The sequence below is a fragment of the Luteimonas pelagia genome, assembly GCF_054776035.1.
The window spans coordinates 592,099-608,507 of record NZ_BAAHCG010000001.1; the positions used below are offsets into that span (position 1 = coordinate 592,099).

General features: G+C 70.2%; 18 protein-coding genes. 5 read left to right on the forward strand and 13 right to left on the reverse strand.

Annotated elements, in window-relative coordinates:
• Genes ACYU7H_RS02700 through ACYU7H_RS02710 form a run of 3 tightly spaced genes read right to left on the reverse strand, consistent with a single transcriptional unit; the run spans position 1 to position 2,929 of the window.
• Positions 1-1,734, reverse strand: coding sequence for a hypothetical protein (locus ACYU7H_RS02700; protein WP_460812273.1), 1,734 nt, complete (start codon positions 1,732-1,734; stop codon positions 1-3).
• Between the two features lie 2 nt (positions 1,735-1,736).
• Entirely contained in the window at positions 1,737-2,345 is a 609-nt protein-coding gene (locus ACYU7H_RS02705) for a PilW family protein (protein WP_460812274.1), read from the reverse strand.
• Entirely contained in the window at positions 2,339-2,929 is a 591-nt protein-coding gene (locus ACYU7H_RS02710) for a GspH/FimT family pseudopilin (protein WP_460812276.1), read from the reverse strand. Before ACYU7H_RS02710 ends, ACYU7H_RS02705 begins: the two co-directional genes overlap by 7 nt.
• A 169-nt stretch (positions 2,930-3,098) precedes the next feature.
• Here ACYU7H_RS02710 and ACYU7H_RS02715 point away from each other — a divergent pair, with 169 nt between their 5' ends.
• The gene (locus ACYU7H_RS02715) at positions 3,099-3,506 is read left to right on the forward strand and encodes a type IV pilin protein (protein WP_460812277.1); all 408 of its coding nucleotides are present in this window, start codon (positions 3,099-3,101) and stop codon (positions 3,504-3,506) included.
• 9 nt (positions 3,507-3,515) lie between these two features.
• On the opposite strand, the gene ppnN is transcribed toward ACYU7H_RS02715, so the two are convergent.
• The 5 genes from ppnN to grxD form a co-directional block, all read right to left on the reverse strand.
• Positions 3,516-4,949 carry a nucleotide 5'-monophosphate nucleosidase PpnN gene (ppnN, locus tag ACYU7H_RS02720; protein WP_460812278.1) on the reverse strand — a complete coding sequence of 478 codons (1,434 nt, stop codon included), beginning with the start codon at positions 4,947-4,949 and terminating at the stop codon, positions 3,516-3,518.
• A gap of 128 nt (positions 4,950-5,077) precedes the next feature.
• The gene (locus tag ACYU7H_RS02725) at positions 5,078-8,239 is read right to left on the reverse strand and encodes a TonB-dependent receptor (protein WP_460812280.1); all 3,162 of its coding nucleotides are present in this window, start codon (positions 8,237-8,239) and stop codon (positions 5,078-5,080) included.
• Positions 8,240-8,448: 209 nt separating this feature from the next.
• Complete coding sequence (locus ACYU7H_RS02730) at positions 8,449-9,048, reverse strand: YhgN family NAAT transporter (protein ID WP_460812281.1); 600 nt, start codon at positions 9,046-9,048, stop codon at positions 8,449-8,451.
• A gap of 114 nt (positions 9,049-9,162) precedes the next feature.
• The gene (locus ACYU7H_RS02735; RefSeq protein WP_460812283.1) at positions 9,163-9,891 is read right to left on the reverse strand and encodes an SDR family NAD(P)-dependent oxidoreductase; all 729 of its coding nucleotides are present in this window, start codon (positions 9,889-9,891) and stop codon (positions 9,163-9,165) included.
• Complete coding sequence (gene grxD, locus ACYU7H_RS02740; RefSeq protein ID WP_460812284.1) at positions 9,884-10,204, reverse strand: Grx4 family monothiol glutaredoxin; 321 nt, start codon at positions 10,202-10,204, stop codon at positions 9,884-9,886. Before grxD ends, ACYU7H_RS02735 begins: the two co-directional genes overlap by 8 nt.
• A 141-nt stretch (positions 10,205-10,345) precedes the next feature.
• On the opposite strand from grxD, the gene ACYU7H_RS02745 reads away from it, so the two are divergent.
• Positions 10,346-10,924: a superoxide dismutase gene (locus ACYU7H_RS02745; protein WP_460812285.1), complete on the forward strand. Its 579-nt coding sequence runs from the start codon at positions 10,346-10,348 to the stop codon at positions 10,922-10,924.
• Between the two features lie 99 nt (positions 10,925-11,023).
• Here ACYU7H_RS02745 and ACYU7H_RS02750 read toward each other — a convergent pair whose 3' ends face one another.
• Both ACYU7H_RS02750 and purE read right to left on the reverse strand, forming a co-directional pair.
• On the reverse strand, positions 11,024-12,178 hold the full coding sequence (locus tag ACYU7H_RS02750) for a 5-(carboxyamino)imidazole ribonucleotide synthase (protein ID WP_460812287.1): 1,155 nt from the start codon (positions 12,176-12,178) through the stop codon (positions 11,024-11,026).
• A gap of 7 nt (positions 12,179-12,185) precedes the next feature.
• Positions 12,186-12,701 (reverse strand): 5-(carboxyamino)imidazole ribonucleotide mutase, encoded by a 516-nt coding sequence (gene purE, locus ACYU7H_RS02755; protein ID WP_460812288.1) that lies wholly within the window; start codon positions 12,699-12,701, stop codon positions 12,186-12,188.
• An 86-nt stretch (positions 12,702-12,787) separates the two neighbouring features.
• On the opposite strand from purE, the gene ACYU7H_RS02760 reads away from it, so the two are divergent.
• On the forward strand, positions 12,788-13,057 hold the full coding sequence (locus ACYU7H_RS02760; RefSeq protein ID WP_460812290.1) for a Trm112 family protein: 270 nt from the start codon (positions 12,788-12,790) through the stop codon (positions 13,055-13,057).
• Positions 13,054-13,956, forward strand: coding sequence for a carboxylating nicotinate-nucleotide diphosphorylase (gene nadC, locus ACYU7H_RS02765; protein ID WP_460812291.1), 903 nt, complete (start codon positions 13,054-13,056; stop codon positions 13,954-13,956). The genes ACYU7H_RS02760 and nadC overlap by 4 nt, the downstream gene beginning before the upstream one ends.
• An 8-nt stretch (positions 13,957-13,964) precedes the next feature.
• Here the strand turns inward: nadC and ACYU7H_RS02770 are convergent, their stop codons facing one another.
• Positions 13,965-14,741: an FHA domain-containing protein gene (locus ACYU7H_RS02770; protein WP_460812292.1), complete on the reverse strand. Its 777-nt coding sequence runs from the start codon at positions 14,739-14,741 to the stop codon at positions 13,965-13,967.
• A 38-nt stretch (positions 14,742-14,779) separates the two neighbouring features.
• Between ACYU7H_RS02770 and ACYU7H_RS02775 the strand changes: the two genes are divergently transcribed.
• Entirely contained in the window at positions 14,780-15,187 is a 408-nt protein-coding gene (locus tag ACYU7H_RS02775; protein ID WP_460812294.1) for a DUF3301 domain-containing protein, read from the forward strand.
• Between the two features lie 11 nt (positions 15,188-15,198).
• Here ACYU7H_RS02775 and ACYU7H_RS02780 read toward each other — a convergent pair whose 3' ends face one another.
• Positions 15,199-15,624, reverse strand: a complete 426-nt coding sequence (locus tag ACYU7H_RS02780; RefSeq protein ID WP_460812296.1) for a ClpXP protease specificity-enhancing factor — start codon at positions 15,622-15,624, stop codon at positions 15,199-15,201.
• A gap of 103 nt (positions 15,625-15,727) precedes the next feature.
• Positions 15,728-16,366, reverse strand: coding sequence for a glutathione S-transferase N-terminal domain-containing protein (locus ACYU7H_RS02785; protein WP_460812297.1), 639 nt, complete (start codon positions 16,364-16,366; stop codon positions 15,728-15,730).
• Between the last annotated feature and the right edge of the window lie 43 nt (positions 16,367-16,409).

The window sequence follows — 16,409 nt, forward strand, 5'->3', positions numbered from 1 at the left end:
TCAGTAGGTCCGCTGGTCGTTCCAGGCGCCCGGCAGCGTGGCGAATTCGCTGCCCAGCGAATCCTCGAGCGTCGCAAGGACGTTGCCGTCATAGACGATCGAGGCCGTGCCGTTCGCCTTCTCGACCTGGCCCTGGACGACCATCGCGCCGTAGACCACGGCCCCCGCGTTCATGCGGAGCGTTGCCGTGCCGCCGGTCGTGGCGTTGGCGACGGCCGGGCTGGCCGGGTTGTTGTCGGTGGATCGGATGAAGACGAAGCCCCAGACCACGCCCTGGATCCGCACGTCAGGCCCGTCCAGGATGAGGATCACCGGCGCGGCGGCCGACCCCACCTCGGTGTTCGCGCCGATGTCGCAGTTCGCCTGGCACCAGATGATGCCGCTCGACGCCGTGCTCGACAGGAGGGCGGAGGTCCCCAACTGCCCGGGCTTGAGCAGCGTGCTGCTCTGGACCCCCGCGTAGGTGTGCGCGGCGTCATTGGCGGGGATGATCTTGTCGGCGTGTTCGTACAGCCACGCCTCGTCCGCGCCCATCGTGACCAGCGCTCCGGAGTTCGGGTTCCGGTACTGCGTCATGACCTTCGTCTCGGCGAAGCAGTCTCCGTCCGTGTCGGTCCAGGCTTTGATCCGGAAGGAGAGCTGGAACAGGTCGGGCGGGAATTCGCAGATCGGGTACGAGAGGCTGTCCGCGCGCACGTTGTGATTCGTGCCGGTGCCCCGCTGCGTCGAGTTGCCCTCCACGTCCAGGATGTCGATGCCTTCGTCCTGGAGGTTGCCGCTGTTGTCGTACGACAGGGTGTTCGGCGCGCCGTTGACGTCGCATTGGCAGGTATCGCAGCGGATGCTGCTGGTACCGGCCACCAGGGTCGGCGTGACGTTGTTCTTGGTGTAGCGGTAGAACTCGTCCGCGTAACAGGTGTTCGGCGTACCCGTCTTCTGGATGTCCCGTCGGGTCCAGACGGACACCGGCACGCCCGCGCCTCCGGCGTTGGGATTGGTCACGATCTGCAGGCCGCCGGTAATGTCCGCCGAGCCCGACGCGGTGAGCGGCGGCTGGCCGGAGAGATCACCGAGCAGCGGGTACGACCCGACCGTGTTGACCAGCGTCACGCGCGCGTTCTCGTTCGGCAACCGCGCCACGCTCACGAAGGTGACGATGCGCAAGTCGGTGGACAGCGCCGAAGCACCGTCGCCGCACCGGATCGGGGTTTCCGGCGGATCCGCCGCATCGGGACGTTCCGTGAAGCACGTAAGCGGCGCCACGCCGTAGGCCGCCTGCTCGCCGTTGCCGACGGTCGCGATCTTGTTGCCCATCGGCAGCATGTACTGCGACATCTCCGAGGGGATGTCGGCGATCGCGTTGGCCTGCGCCTCGAGGCGATAGAAATTCGCCCGGCGCGGCGTCACGCCGTCGGGCTCGAACTGCTCCACGGCACCGCACGGGAACGTCGTGTCGGCCGTGCCGCAGGCCTCCCAGCGCCCGGTGTCGGCGAGCCAGTCGGGATGCTGGCGGAACAGGAACTCCGCGCCCTGCGCGACGCCCGCCTCGCCGAGCTCCCGCACCATCTTCGCGCGCAGGTCGTTGGAGGTCGTGCGCTGCTCGAAGGCGCCGACGTTCAGCGCGAGCAGCGTCATCACGCCCGCGAGCAGCAGCAGGACGATGGCGATGATCAGGACCGAACCGCGCTGGCCCGTGCGGGCGCGCATGGTGGGACGGATGGCACGAGGATTCATGGTCAGCTCCCGACGCCCACCGAGGGGATGAAGATGGACTGGGTGATGGTCCGGCGGATCGCCGCCACGCCCGGATCCGGGTTGGCGAGGCGCCCCGTGATGGTCATGTCGATCTGGCGCACGCGGTCCGCGGGCGGCGCGCCCGGAGCCGAGAACACCAGCGACTCGATGACGACGCCATCCGAGGTCAGGGCCACGCCCGCCGTTCCGCAGTTCGCCACGGCGGCGTTCGCGGCGATGACGACCTTGCCGCCGGCCAGGCGCACGGAGCGGAAGTCGCCACCGACGCCGCCGTCATAGGCGTACTGCACGCAGCTCGCGCCGACGGTGATGTCCTTGAAGGGGTTGCCAGCGGCCAGCTTGGCGACCGACAGCGGGTCGTCGACACCGCGCGCGCGGCGCAGGTCGTTGTTGATCAGCTCGGCGGTGGCGCGCAGCTCCTGCGTCAGGCGCGTGGCCTGGATGGTCTGCTGGTTGGAGCGCATGATCGAAAGCAGCAGCGCGAGGACCGCGCCGACCACGATCAGGCCCACGGCCAGCGCGACCATCATCTCCACGAGCGTGACGCCGGCGGCGTTCCGCGCCGGCCTGCGGATGCTGGACGTCAGCATGACGGCACCCCCGCGACCGGCGGCTCGCCGGCCGGGACGCAGACCCTGGCCTGCCCCAGCGCGCTCACCTGCAGCGCCAGGTCGTATTTGCCGGAGGGCGAGGTGAAGACCACCGTGGTCGGCGCGACGATCGCCCCGCCGCTGGTGGTGGTCCCGAGCTTGTGGTTGAAGGTGTAGTTGGCGGTGACCGCATCCACGGTCACGCCCCGGTGCTCGCCCTGGTCGACCGCCAGCCGCTGTCCTTCGACCTGGCACTGCGCGGCGTTCGTGCAGTCGCACGCGACGGCGGCCGGGTAAGGCTGCCCCGGCGTTCCGGGGTCGAGTGCGGCGTTCGCGCCGATGCACCAGTTCGTCGTCGTCCCGCCGAAGTCGATGTTGACCTCCCGGTTGTTCTCCACGGCCGCGGTGCGGGCGCCGGCGATCAGGCTCATCGCGTCGTCGGCGGCCCCGCGGAGGCGGTAACGGTCGAAGAAGTCCCGGAACGACGGCGTCGCCAGCGCGATCAGTATCGCCAGCACCGTCAACGTGATCATCAGTTCGACGAGCGTGAAACCCGCCGGGAGTCGTGCGCCTGTCTGCCGCATCTGCCGCATCCTCGTGTCCCCGGAGGGAATCTAGGGAGGCCGCCGGGACGCGGCAAGCGACTCCGGACGGACGGCGCCCCATGGGCGACGGACGCCCGCTGGCCGGGCCTTGCCGCCCCCGGGCCGGTGATACCATCGCGCCATCCTGAGGGGGACGGGGGCGAAGGGCATGCGCAAGTCGAGTGGTTTCACCCTGATCGAACTGATGGTCGTGGTCGTGATCATCGCGATCATCGCGGCCATCGCGCTCCCCGGTTACCGGGAACAGGTGCGCAAGAGCCGCCGCGCGGACGCCTCGCGCGCGGTCGGCCAACTCCAGCTGGACCTCGAGCGGTGGCGCGCCGAGAACCCGTCGTACGCGAACTGCGCACCAACGCCCTGCGGCTCCGGCACCTATCCGAACGTCGACAGCTACGACTCCGCGTTCTACAACCTGTCGCTGCCGACCGCGACGCCGAGCACGTTCGTCATCACCGCCGCACCGATCGGCGCGCAGGCCGGCGACCGCTGCGGCACGCTGACGTTGAACGAGAACAGCAAGGGCAAGCCGAGCTGGGCCACCGCCTCCTGCAACTGAGGCCGCGCGTCAGGTGACCACGCGGTAGCAGGGCCGGTACTCGCCGGCGATCTTCATCCGCCGCTGCTCGACGAACGCGCGCAGCAGGCCGTCCAGCGCCTCCATCATGTCCGGGTTGCCACGGATGTCGAACGGGCCGTGCGCCTCCACCCGGCGCATGCCCTCCTCCTTGACGTTGCCGGCCACGATGCCCGAGAACGCGCGGCGCAGGTCCGCGGCCAGGTCGCACGCGACGCGTCCGGGATTGATGTCGAGCGCCGCCATGGCCTCGTGCGTGGGGTCGAAGCGCTGCTGGAACGCGTGCGGGATGTGCAGGGACCAGTTGAAGAAGAACGAGTCCCTCGCCTTCAGGCGGTGTTCGCGGACGCGCTTGATGCCGGCCGCCATCACCTGCGCCGCGGCCTCGGGGTCGTCGATGATCATCTGGTAGCGCTCGGTCGCCTCGTCGCCCAGCGTGAGGCGGATGAAGCGGTCGATCTGCTCGAAGTACGGCGCCGCCGCGGTGGGACCCGTGAACACCAGCGGGAACGGCAGGTGCCGGTTTTCCTCGCGCAGCAGGATGCCCAGCAGGTAGAGGATCTCCTCGGCCGTGCCCACCCCGCCGGGGAACACGATGAAGCCGTGGCCGATGCGGACGAACGCCTCCAGGCGCTTCTCGATGTCCGGCATGATCACCAGGTTGTTGACGATCGGGTTCGGCGATTCGGCCGCGATGATGCCCGGCTCGGTCACGCCGATGTAGCGGACGTTGCGCTGGCGCTGCTTCGCGTGCGCGATGGTCGCGCCCTTCATCGGCCCCTTCATCGCGCCCGGCCCGCAGCCGGTGCAGATGTCCATGCCGCGCAGGCCGAGGCTGTAGCCGACCTCCTTGGTGTAGAGGTATTCGTCGCGGCTGATGGAATGGCCACCCCAGCAGACGACGAGGTTCGGGTCGGTCCGCTTCAGGATGCGCGCGTTGCGCAGCAGGCCGAAGACCGCGTCGGTGATGCCGCCGGTCGTGGCCAGGTCCGTCGCCTCGTCGCGCAGCTCGATGGCTGTCCAGGCCAGGTCGCGCACGACGGCGAACAGCAGTTCCGCCACGCCGCGGATGATCTGCCCGTCGACGAAGGCGATCGCCGGTGCGTTCCTCAGGTCGATCTGCAGGCCCCTGTCGTGCTGCTCCACCTGGATGTCGAAATGGGGGTACAGCTCGGCGGCCGCGCGGGGGTCGTCCGACGTCGCGCCGCTCGTGAGCACCGCGAGCGCGCAGCGGCGGAGCAGGTCGTGCATGCCTCCGGCGGACGCGTCGCGGAGGCGCGCGACCTCCAGGCGGGACAGGATGTCGAGGGCCGCCACGCCGCGGGGGTAGATGCTCGCGTCGACGGTCGGCAGCGTGGCCGGGCGTGCGCGCCGGGCCGGACGCGGCGCCTCGGTGGCCGCGTCGTCGGGGTTGTTGGGTTCCATGGCGCGACTCTAGCGCAACGCGCCCGCCGCGAGGTGGCGGGTGACGCCGCGGATGCGCGCCGCCGGGCGGGCAAAAAGAAAGCGGCCGGGTTGCCCCGGCCGCTCTCATGACACGCTGATCGCGGGGATCAGAACTCGTAGCGGAACGTCAGCATCGCCGACCAGCGCGACACGACGCGCGGGACGCGACCCTCGTACGGACGCAGGCTCTGCCACGACGGGTTGTCCGGCGTGCCGAGGTCGTACACGTACGTGCCGTCGGCATTGACGCCACCCAGGCGCGCCAGGTAGCGCGTGTCGAATCCGCCGATCTCTTCCGTCACGCCCCAGTCGTTGTTGAGGAGGTTGAGGAAGTTGTAGATGTCCAGGCGGACGACCGACTTGTGCTCGGCGAAGAAGCCCGGCAGTTCCTGCTGGAGGCCCAGGTCGACCTGGTTCACCCACGGCAGTCGGCCTTCGTTGCGGCCCGCGATCATGCCGCGGCGCGACTGCAGGTACGGGTCGTTCGCGATGAACTCGTGGAACGCCGCGATCTGGTCCGCCGTGGCCGAGCCGTAGCTGACGTTCGGGTCGTTGACGAACGGGATGTACGCCGGATCCTGGAAGATGCCGTCGCCGTTCGCGTCGCCGTTGACGAGCCAGGTGTACGGCAGGCCGTCGCGGCCGTTGTAGAAGGCCGTCACGCTGGTGCGGTAGTCACCGAACAGCGCCTTCTCCCAACCGAGCGAGAGCTTGACGGAATTCGGGATCTCGCGGCTGGCGGTGGTGGCGATCTCCTCGTTCGGGTTCACGCGCGACACGTACTGGTAGCTCGAGAACGCCTGGGAGCTCGCGTCGGAACCGACTTCGCTGGCATCCGTGTAGGTGTAGCTGAAGCTGCCGTACCAGTTGTTCGACAGCGGCTTCTCCAGCGACAGCGTCAGCGAGGTCGACTGGCCCTCGTCGGTGTTGCCGAGCACGGTCGAGTTGTAGCTGAAGGCCGAGTTGCGGCCGCAGTTCTTGTTCGAGCTGGAGGTCGAACCCAGGGTGCACCAGTAGCTGTTGCGGCCGTCGGCCAGCTGGCCCTGGACTTCGCCGATGTTCAGCGCCTGGTAGAACGCGGCGTCCTTGGCGCGGATCGTCTGCAGCTCGATCGAGCCCACCAGGCCGTACCACGGCAGCTCTGCGTCGTAGCCCAGGCTCGCCTTCCACACGGTGGGGAGCTTGAAGTCCGGATCGATGGCGTCGATCTGGTTGAAGCCCGAGCCGCCCGGCGGCACGTTCTGGTTGTACGGGTTGGGGCTGAACGGCGCGGTGGCCGGGTCGAACGACCGGTAGGAAGTGAGCGTCACGCCGTTGTTCTGGTACGGGTTCGCCAGCCACACGAACGGCGGCACGCTCTGGAACGCGCCGATGCCGCCGCGCAGTTGCGAGTAGCGCTCGGTGTCGAAGGTGTAGTTGAACGACAGGCGGGGCAGCACGACCTTGTTGTCGGAGCCCAGCTTGTAGTCGTTCGGGAAGCCGAACGCCTCTTCGAAGCCCGGGGTCTGCGGCGGGGCCTTGTCGGCCTTCGGGATGTTGACGCGCACGCCGTAGGTCAGCGACAGCGCGTCGGTGGCCTGCCAGGTGTCCTGGATGAACGGGCTGAACTGGCTGTACACCAGCGCGGCGGCGGTGTCGGCCTCGGAAAAGCCGGCGGCCGGGGTGCGCAGGTTGTAGACGTCGTAGTTGCCCGCCTCGAAGTCGGCCAGGCTCTCGAACACGTACGAGCCGTGGTAGTCGCGGCCGTACAGGTTGAACACGTCGTGGCGCAGGTAGTCGAAGCCGCCCTTGATCTCGTGGTCGCCGACGTAGTACGTGCCGGCGAAGGTGGCCGCGATCCGGTCGGTGTTGATCTGGTTCTCGTGGCGGTTGTTGTCCTCGCCGATGAAGATCGAGCCGCCGTTCGCGACCTCGACCTCGACTTCCGGCTGGTTGACCGGGTTGCCGTTGACCTGGTCGAAGGTCTGGTGGCTGATCTTGACCTCGGTCGAGAAGTCCTGGGTCCAGTCGCTGAACACCTGCAGCGAGGTGTTCTTGGTGATGTTGTCGATGTTGTACCAGTGGCTGCTCAGCACGACCGTGTCGGAGAACGCGTCGTACGGCGTCGGGCGGAACTCCTCGGTCTGCTGGTAGGTCAGGCTGGCGCGGTGCCAGTCGTTGATGTTCCAGTCGATCTTGGCGAGGTAGCGCTTGTTGTCGAGGTTGATGCCCGTCTGGCCGTACACGCCCGGCTGCAGGCCGAGCTCGTTGGCGATCCGGATGGCCTCCTGGACGTCGGCCGCGGTCACGTCGCCGTTGGCGATGCCGTCGGAGGTGGAGGAGCCGCCGAAGTTCTCGATGGTCTGCTCTTCGTAACCGGCGAAGAAGAACAGGCGGTCCTTGACGATCGGGCCGCCGACCGTGAAGCCGCTGGTCTTGTCCACGTCGAAGCCGGTGTAGCCCTCGCCCTCGAGGTTGCCCATCCAGTCGGCGTCGCGGCGGGCGTGGTAGATCGAGCCGTGGAACTCGTTGGTGCCGGACTTGGTCACGGCATTGACGGTCGCGCCGACGGTGTCGGCACCGACGTCGTAGTCGGACACCTTCAGGTCGTACGCCTCGATCGTGTCGACCGAGATCGGCGTGCCGATGTAGGGCATGCCGTTGGCGTTGAGGCCGAACGGGTCGCCCTGCGACATGCCGTCGACCGAGATGTTGTTGTAGCGGTTGTTGACGCCCGCCACCGAGATCGAACCGTCGCCGGCGTCGATCACCTGGATGCGCGGGTCGAGTCGCGCGACGTCGTCCAGCGAACGGTTCGCCTGCGGCAGGATCTCGAGCTCACGGCCGCCGACCGACGTGCCCACGCCCTTGTTGTCCGGGCTGAAGGTGTCGAGCAGGCGCGAGGCGGTGACCGTCACCGCGCCCAGCGTGACCGCGTCGCCCGACGCCAGTTGCGCGTCGACGTTGCTGACTTGGTTGAGCGAGAGGTACACCCCCTCCTCCGTGTCCATGCCGGCGCCTTCCTTGGTCACCGTGATGGTGTAGGGGCCGCCGACGCGCAGGCCGCGCGCGTTGTAGCGACCGCTGGCGTCGGTGGTCGCGCGGCTGACCGTGCCCGACTCGACGTGGGTGATCACGACATCGGCGCCCGCGACGGGCTGGCCGGTGGAATCGGTGACCATGCCGCCGATGCCGGAGGACGTGGTCTGGGCGAACGCGGGGGCGGTCGCCAGGGCGGCGAGGAGCGCGAGCGTCAGGCGCGACGCGCGCGGGGAGGTGCGATGGGACATGGCGAAAGACCTCATGGGAAGCGGTGCAGCGAAGGTTTCAGGCGCGCGCACCGGCGCGGACGCAGGCGTCCACCGTGCGCAGGAAGCCGGGTAGTGGGTGATCCCCGACCCGCGTCCATACCGGCCCGCAGGGTTAACGACAGTTTAACAGCCTAGGCAGCCCGGGTGACACCCCGATGACAGCGGCGTGAAGACCCCGGGCTATCGCCTCAGGAGGCCGGGAGCCCCCCGAGGTACGTCGCCACGCCATCGAGCAGCATCTGCACGGAGAGCGCCACCAGCAACATGCCCATCAGCCGCTCGATGGCGGTCAGCGCCCGGGTGCCGAGCAGCTTGTAGAGATAGGTGGCCGAGAACAGGATGGCCGCGGTCGCGCCCCAGGCGATCATCAGCGCCAGGCTCCACTCGTCCAGCCGGTCGGGCTCGCTGCTGCCCATCAGCATCACGGCGGCCATGCCCGATGGCCCGGCGACCATCGGGATCGCGAGCGGCACGATGAAGGGCTCGCCGTCCGGGATCTCGCCCATCAGACCCTCCGGCGGCGGGAAGATCATCCGGATGCCGATCAGGAACAGCACGATGCCGCCGGCGATCGAGACCGACTCCTGGCGCAGGTGCATCGCCTCGAGGGCGTACTTGCCCGCCCACAGGAAGAGCATCAGCACGCCGAGGGCGATCAGCAGCTCGCGCGCGATGACGAGGCGCTGCCGCTTGGGCGGCAGGCGCCGCAGGATGCTCAGGAAGACGGGGATGTTGCCCAGCGGATCCAGGATCAGGAACAGCAGCAGGGCGGCGGAGGCGATCGTCATGCGGTTTCCCGGGGACACGCGCGTGCGCGATGGCGGGCGGCATTGTAGGCAATCCCGGCGGCGGCCGGGCCGGCGCGCGCGGGTGCGCGCGCCAAGCGGATCCTCGAACCCGCGTCAGGCTCCGGGAACGTGGATGCGTCCGCGGTCGTCCCGGCCCCCGGGAGAGAGCAACCGCACGCACGCGCCGGCATACGTTTCCGGGTCGCGTGCCACGCGGTCGTCCTCCTCGACGTAGGCCCGTGCCCGGAGCGGCGTGCGCATCGGCCCCGGCACGAGGCCGGACACGCGCACGGACGAGTTGGCCAGCTCCGCATGCAGCATGCCGACCAGCCCGTGCAGCGCATGCTGGGCGAGGCCGTAGCCACCCCGGTACGCCCCGCCCCCGAGGGCCGGATCGTCCATGAGGAAGACCACCGCCGCGTCCGGTGCGCGGCGCAGCAGGGGAAGGCAGGCCTGCGTCAGCCAGACCGGCGCCGTCAGGTTGACGTGCAGGGCGCGCGCGACGGCCGCCGGATCGGTCTGCTCGAGGGGCGTCAGGCCCTTGAACTCGGCCGCGCAATGGAGGATGCCGTCGAGCCGGCCGACCTCGTCCGCGATCCGGTTCGCCAGCGCGAGGTGGTCGTCCGGCGTCGCCCCTTCCAGGTCCATGGGATACAGCAGCGGCTCCGGACCGGCCTGCGCGACCGCGTCGTACACGCGGTTCAACTTCGCCGGCCGACGTCCGAGCAGGATGAGCGTGGCGCCCGCGCGGGCGCACGCGACCGCGGCGGCGGACCCGAGCCCGCCGTGGGCACCCGTCAGCAGGATGACGCGCCCGTCGAGCGCGCGCGCCCCGTCAGCCACGCCCGGCCTCCGCCACCATGCGCGCGAGTTCGCCTGACTCGGCCAGCTCGATCGTGATGTCGCAGCCCCCGATCAGTTCGCCGTGGATGAAGAGCTGGGGGAAGGTCGGCCAGTTCGAGAAGCGCGGGAGGTTCGCCCGGACCTCGGGCGCCTCGAGCACGTTGACCGTGTGCAGGTCCGTCGCGCCGGCGTCGAGCAGTGCTTTCACGGTCCGGCTCGAGAACCCGCACATCGGGAACTGCGGCGTGCCCTTCATGAAAAGCACGATGGGATGGCCATCGACCTCGGCCTGGATGCGATCGAGCACGGACATGGCGGCTCCTGCGCCGCGCGGCATGCACGGCCGCGTGACGGATGGGGGGATACAATCGTCCATTGTAATTCTTCGCGCCGCCGCGGGCCCCGCCGCGGCCCGGCACCCCGTTTCGACGGCCACCAGCCACAGGAGACCGCCATGGCGATCGAACTCCCTCCCCTGCCCTACGACCGGACCGCGCTCGAGCCGCACGTCTCCGGCGAGACGCTGGACTACCACTACGGCAAGCACCACAAGGCCTACGTGGACAACCTCAACAAGATGATCGAGGGCACCGAGTTCGCGGACATGCCGCTCGAGGACATCGTCCGCAAGTCGCAGGGGGCGATGTTCAACAACGCCGCCCAGGTCTGGAACCACACCTTCTACTGGAACTGCCTGTCCCCGTCCGGCGGCGGCGAGCCGTCCGGGAAGGTGGCCGACGCGATCGCCAAGGCCTTCGGCGGCTTCGACAAGTTCAAGGAGCAGTTCTCCGAGACCGCGGTGAAGACCTTCGGTTCCGGCTGGGCCTGGCTGGTGCAGCGCCCGGACGGCGGCCTCGCGCTCGCCTCCACGCCCAATGCCGCCACGCCGCTCACCGGCGAGGACACCGCGCTGCTCACCTGCGACGTCTGGGAGCACGCGTACTACATCGACTACCGCAACGCGCGGCCGAAGTACGTCGAGGCGTTCTGGAACCTGGTCAACTGGGACTTCGTGGCCTCGAACATGCGTTGAGGCGCGGCGCCAAGAACGATCACGAACGGCCGGGCGCATGCCCGGCCGTTTCGTTTCCGGCTTCGCCCGGACCCGGCGGGCGATGCCCCGCCGCGTGAGTCAGGACGAGGTCGCGCGGAGCCGCGCGACGGCCGGCGCCACCTGGTCCTGCCGCCCCATGGCCTCGCCCACGCGCGCCAGCGCCGAAGCCAGCGCCCCGGCATCGTCGGCGCGCAACGTCGCGTGGCCGACCTTCCGCCCGGGCCGCGCGGACTTGCCGTAATCGTGCCAGTGCGCGCCGGGCTCCCGCAGGATCGGACCGGATTCCGGCAGCTCGCCGATCCAGTTGAGCATGCAGGCGTGGCCGACCATGCGCGTGTCACCGAGCGGCAGGCCGAGGACGGCGCGCAGGTGGTTCTCGAACTGGCAGGTCTCGCTGCCCTCGATCGTCCAGTGGCCGGAGTTGTGGACGCGGGGCGCCATCTCGTTGGCCAGCAGTTCGCCGTCGCGCTCGAACAGCTCCAGCGCGAACACGCCGACGTAGTCCAGCGACTCCGCGATCGCGCGCGCATGGTCGAGCGCGCGCGCCGCCATCGCGTCGTCCACCCGTGCCGGGGCGACGCTGGTCGACAGCACGCCATCGACGTGCCGGTTCTCGACCAGCGGCCAGGTCCGGAACGTGCCATCGCGGCCACGCACCGCCAGCACGCTCAGTTCCCGGTCGAAGCGCACGAATCCCTCGAGGATCAGCCCGACCGTGCCGGCCTGCCGACCCAGGGCTTCCCACGCGGCATCGGAGTCAGCGGCGGAGCGCAGCCGGAACTGGCCCTTGCCGTCGTAACCCAGGCGCCGGGTCTTGAGGATCGCCGGGGCGCCGATGCGCGCGATGGCGGCCTCCAGCCCGGCGCGGTCGTCGACCGCCGCGAAGGGGGGCAACGGGATGCCGAGGTCGCCGAACAGCGTCTTTTCCTCGAGCCGGTCCTGCGCCAGCGCGAGCGCGCGCGGATTCGGGAACACGGGGATGCGATCGGCGAGCCAGCGCGCGCTCTCGGCCGGCACGTTCTCGAAATCGAAGGTGGCCACGTCGACCCGGCCGGCGAACTCGGCCAGCGCGGCCTCGTCGCGCCAGTCGCCCACCACCAGCGGCGCGAACTGGCCAGCGCAGGCATCGGGCACGGTATCCATCACCAGGAAGCGCAGGCCCAGGGGCGCGCCTGCGAGCGCGAGCATGCGTGCCAGCTGGCCGCCCCCGAGGATGCCGACGGTCGTGCTCATCGCGGCCTCACCTGCGCGGGTCGTCGTTCGACGCCACGTCGTCGGTCTGCTTGCGGCGGAATGCCTCGAGCGCACCCGCGATCGAAGCATCGCCCGGCGCCAGCATCGCGGCCGCGAACAGCGCGGCATTGGCCGCGCCGGCGTCGCCGATGGCAAATGTCGCGACGGGGATGCCGGCGGGCATCTGCACGATCGACAGCAGCGAATCCATGCCGTTGAGCGCACGCGACTTCACGGGCACGCCGAGGACGGGGACGGTGGTCTTCGCCGCGAGCATGCCCGGCAGGTGCGCCGCGCCGCCCGCGCCGGCGATGATCGCGCGCAGGCCGCGACCCGATGCGGTGGCCGCGTACTCGAACAGCACGTCGGGCGTGCGGTGCGCGGACACCACGCGCACCTCGTGCGGCACGCCGAGCGCCTCCAGGCGCGCGGCCGCGTGCTGCATCGTTTCCCAGTCCGATCGCGAGCCCATCACGATGCCGACCAGCGGCGTGGCTGCGCTTTCCCCAGGACGGTCGGACATGCCGGCTCCCCGCGTCAAAACGGTATTCTACCGGCCCGGCCGCGGGCGGGCACCCGACCCGCGACCCACGCCCGACCGGAGCCCCCATGGACCGCAAGCTGCTCGACATCCTCGCCTGTCCCGCGACGCGCCAGCCCCTGGACCTGCTCGACAGGCGCGGGCTCGACGCGCTGAACGCCGCCATCGCGGCGGGCGGCGTGGCACGGGAGGACGGCAGCGCGCAGTCGGCGCCGCTGCGGGAAGCGCTCGCCACCCGGGACCGGAAGCGCGTCTACCGGATCGATGACGGGATCCCGGTGCTGCTCGCGGACGAGGCGATCCCGACCGGCCAGGTCGCCGACTTCCCGGCGGCGTGAGCATGACCGGGCGCTCGCCGGCGGCGCCGCCGGCCGATGCGGTGGCGGCCGACGTCGCGCACGCGCTGGCGGAGGACGTCGGCGGCGGCGACGTCACCGCCGCCCTGCTCCCGGACGCGACCGACCACGCCTATCTCCTCTGCAAGGAATCCGCGGTCGTCTGCGGCCGCCCCTGGTTCGATGCCTGCCACCGCGCGGTCGATCCCGCCACGCGCATCGACTGGCGCGTCGAGGAAGGCGAGCGCGTCGAGGCGGGCACCGTGCTGGCGCTGCTCGAGGGCCGCACCCGCGCGCTGGTCACCGCCGAGCGCGCGGCCCTGAACTTCCTGCAGACGCTGTCGGGCACGGCCACCGAGGTCTCGCGATTCGTGGCGGCGGTCGAAGGCACCGGCGCGCGGATCCTCGACACCCGCAAGACCCTGCCCGGCCTGCGCGTGGCGCAGAAGTACGCGGTCCGCGCCGGCGGTGGCGACAACCACCGGATGGGCCTGCACGACGCGGTGATGCTCAAGGAGAACCACGTCCGGGCCGCCGGCGGCATGGCCGCGGCGATCCGAGCGGCGAAGGCGATGCATCCTTCGTTGCCCCTGATCGTCGAAGTCGAATCGCTGGAACAGCTCCGGACCGCGCTGGACGAGGGATGCACGCGCATCCTGGTCGACGACTTCACCGCCGAGGAACGCCGGGAGGCGGTGCGGATCGCGAAGGGCGCGCCCTACGGCGGCGCGATCCCGCTCGAGGTCTCCGGCGGCGTCGACCTGGGCACCGTCCGCGCCGTGGCCGAGGACGGCGTCGACTGCATCTCAATCGGCGCGCTGACCAAGCACGTGCGCGCCATCGACCTGTCGATGAAGCTCGGACGTCCGCCCGAGGGCGTGCGGTTTCCCCCCGCGCGCTGAGCCCGCGGTTACTGCAGGGCGAGGATCCAGAGGGTCGACAGCGCGGCCAGCCCGAGCACCAGCCACCACCATGGCGACGGTCCGGCGAAGGCGACCTGGGGCGCCGCCCGCTTCGCGAGCGCCGGCTGCCCCGGCGCGACCAGCTGGAAGCGGACCCGGTCGAACGCGAGCTCGTCGCCAGGCGCCGCCTGGGCCCGCTGGACACGCTTGCCGTTGATGAAGCTGCCGTTCGTCGAACCCAGGTCCTCGACGAGGACGCCCTGGTCGTTCGGCGTGAGCTTGGCGTGCCGGCGCGACAGGCCGGGCAGGTCCAGGCGCAGGGTGCAGTCGTCGGCGCGACCAACCACGACCGGACCGATGAGTGGCCAGCTGCGCCCGAAGGCACGATCGCCGATGCCACGCAGGACGTACCGGGGGACGACCGGATGGACCGCCGTGGCGCCGGGGTCGTCGTTCGCGGGGTCGGGCATCGCGGGTCCGGCCTGGTGTTCCCGTGGCGCGGTGGCGTCCATCGAGGCAAGGCGCGCGCGCACGCCGTCGAACGCGACGTCGTCGCCCGGCCGCAATGCGATCAGGCCCTCGACACGTCGCCCGTTCACCGATACCGCCATGCCGCCGGGCACCTGCAGCATGACGCCGCCGGCGGTGACATGGAGTTCGCAGTGCGTCGGCTGCACGCCGGGCCGGTCGAGGACGATGTTCGCCGCGGGATCCGAACCCACGCGGTTGACCCCGGGCCCAAGCAGGACCTGCGGGTGCTCTCCACCGGGGAAGACGAGTTTCATTGCGCGAAGCTGCTCCGTGATCCGTGAAGTCCGTGCCAATGGGGACGGTTGCCTGCCGCGCCAAGGCGCCGCACATTATGCCGGTGGAGACGCTGCTCGCATTGATGGTCACCGGCGCCCTCGTGGCCGCGGCATGGAACGCGGCGCGCGCCGCGCACGAACAGGCCGTCGTCGCGGGCCGGTCGGCGTGCAGGTCGGCGGGCGTCCAGTTGCTGGACGACACCGTGCATGCGGCCGGATTGCGGCTGCGCCGTCGCGCGGACGGCCGCATGGGCGTGGAACGCAGCTTCCGGTTCGAGTATTCGCGCGATGGCAGCGACCGGCACCAGGGCCGGCTGCAATTGCTTGCCGGGCGGCTGGTCGGCTTCACCGGACCGCTCGCGGGGCCGGGGCGGGTCGTCGATCCCTTCGAGGCACGCCGGCTCGACCCGCCGGGGCAGGCCTGACCGGCTCGAACCTACTTGACCACCCGGAGGTGGCTCCGGCGCGTGCCGCCGTCGTCGTCGGGCGTTGAGGGTGGTGGCTCCGGGCCGTCCTCGCCGCGCGACTGGGGGTCGTCGGGCAACGCCATCCCCTGCCCGGTTTCGCGGGCGTAGATCGCGACGACCGCGGCGATCGGCACCATGACCGGATGGCTGACGCCGCCGAAGCGCGCAGTGAAGCTCACCGCGTCGTTGTCGATGACCAGGTGGGCCACGGCGCGCGCAGCGATGTTGAGCACGACCCGGCCCTCGTGGATCGCCTGCGGGGGCACCTGTACGCCCGGCGCGTCCGCGTCCACCAGCAGGTGCGGCGTCATGCCGTTGTCGGAGATCCACTCGTTGAGCGCACGCAGCAGGTAGGGCCGGTGGCTGGTCATCGCCGGGGCGGGAACATCGGTCATCGGGGAAGTGTAGCCCCAGCACGGGTGCCGCGATCCACGCGCGTACGGCCCGGAACGCGAAGGGCCGCCAGCTGGCGGCCCTTCGTTTCGACATGACCCAGGATCACGAGGGGAGTTCGGCCAGCTTCTTTTCGTCGTCCGTCAGGCTGCGAACGAAGCCCGGGTTGCGGAAGATCCGGTTGCCGTAGTCCTCGATCGCCTTGCCACCCTCCTTGGGCAGGGGGATGTCCAGCGCCTGCAGGCGCCAGATGATCGGCGCCATCGCGCAGTCGGCCAAGCTCATCTCGGGGTTGAGGAAGAACTTGCTCGCCTTGAACAGCGGGACCGAGGCGGTCAGCAGTTCCTTGAAGCGCTTGCGGCCGGCATCGGCCTGCGCCTTGTTGCCGAGCTGGATCGCCTGCACCTGCGGGACCCAGTCGTGCTCGAGCCGCAGCATGGCGAGGCGGAGCCGCGCGCGGGACAGCGGGTCGACCGGCATCAGCGGCGGGTGCGGGTAGCGCTCGTCGAGGTACTCGCTGACCACGCTCGCGGCGTACAGCACCAGGTCGCGCTCGACGAGCGTCGGCACCGAGTGGTACGGGTTGAGGTCGATCAGGTCCTCGGGCGGGTTCTGCGGATCGACCGGGATCAGGTCGTACGTGACGCCCTTCGCGGCCAGCACCAGCCGGACGCGATGGCACAGGACGCAATCGGTAGCGGAAAACAGGGTCAGTGCATTACGCATGCGCGGACTCGCGGCCATCATCGACCTCTCCCCGCGACCGGAATCCGCCGGTCGCCTAGAC

What these genes read in the sequence shown, in the direction of transcription:
- ACYU7H_RS02700 (WP_460812273.1), bottom strand. Translation starts at nt 1,734, where the DNA reads ATGAATCCTCGTGCCATCCGTCCCACCATGCGCGCCCGCACGGGCCAG.
- ACYU7H_RS02705 (WP_460812274.1), bottom strand. Translation starts at nt 2,345, where the DNA reads ATGCTGACGTCCAGCATCCGCAGGCCGGCGCGGAACGCCGCCGGCGTC.
- ACYU7H_RS02710 (WP_460812276.1), bottom strand. Translation starts at nt 2,929, where the DNA reads ATGCGGCAGACAGGCGCACGACTCCCGGCGGGTTTCACGCTCGTCGAA.
- ACYU7H_RS02715 (WP_460812277.1), top strand. Translation starts at nt 3,099, where the DNA reads ATGCGCAAGTCGAGTGGTTTCACCCTGATCGAACTGATGGTCGTGGTC.
- ppnN (WP_460812278.1), bottom strand. Translation starts at nt 4,949, where the DNA reads ATGGAACCCAACAACCCCGACGACGCGGCCACCGAGGCGCCGCGTCCG.
- ACYU7H_RS02725 (WP_460812280.1), bottom strand. Translation starts at nt 8,239, where the DNA reads ATGTCCCATCGCACCTCCCCGCGCGCGTCGCGCCTGACGCTCGCGCTC.
- ACYU7H_RS02730 (WP_460812281.1), bottom strand. Translation starts at nt 9,048, where the DNA reads ATGACGATCGCCTCCGCCGCCCTGCTGCTGTTCCTGATCCTGGATCCG.
- grxD (WP_460812284.1), bottom strand. Translation starts at nt 10,204, where the DNA reads ATGTCCGTGCTCGATCGCATCCAGGCCGAGGTCGATGGCCATCCCATC.
- ACYU7H_RS02745 (WP_460812285.1), top strand. Translation starts at nt 10,346, where the DNA reads ATGGCGATCGAACTCCCTCCCCTGCCCTACGACCGGACCGCGCTCGAG.
- ACYU7H_RS02750 (WP_460812287.1), bottom strand. Translation starts at nt 12,178, where the DNA reads ATGAGCACGACCGTCGGCATCCTCGGGGGCGGCCAGCTGGCACGCATG.
- purE (WP_460812288.1), bottom strand. Translation starts at nt 12,701, where the DNA reads ATGTCCGACCGTCCTGGGGAAAGCGCAGCCACGCCGCTGGTCGGCATC.
- ACYU7H_RS02760 (WP_460812290.1), top strand. Translation starts at nt 12,788, where the DNA reads ATGGACCGCAAGCTGCTCGACATCCTCGCCTGTCCCGCGACGCGCCAG.
- ACYU7H_RS02770 (WP_460812292.1), bottom strand. Translation starts at nt 14,741, where the DNA reads ATGAAACTCGTCTTCCCCGGTGGAGAGCACCCGCAGGTCCTGCTTGGG.
- ACYU7H_RS02775 (WP_460812294.1), top strand. Translation starts at nt 14,780, where the DNA reads ATGGGGACGGTTGCCTGCCGCGCCAAGGCGCCGCACATTATGCCGGTG.
- ACYU7H_RS02780 (WP_460812296.1), bottom strand. Translation starts at nt 15,624, where the DNA reads ATGACCGATGTTCCCGCCCCGGCGATGACCAGCCACCGGCCCTACCTG.
- ACYU7H_RS02785 (WP_460812297.1), bottom strand. Translation starts at nt 16,366, where the DNA reads ATGGCCGCGAGTCCGCGCATGCGTAATGCACTGACCCTGTTTTCCGCT.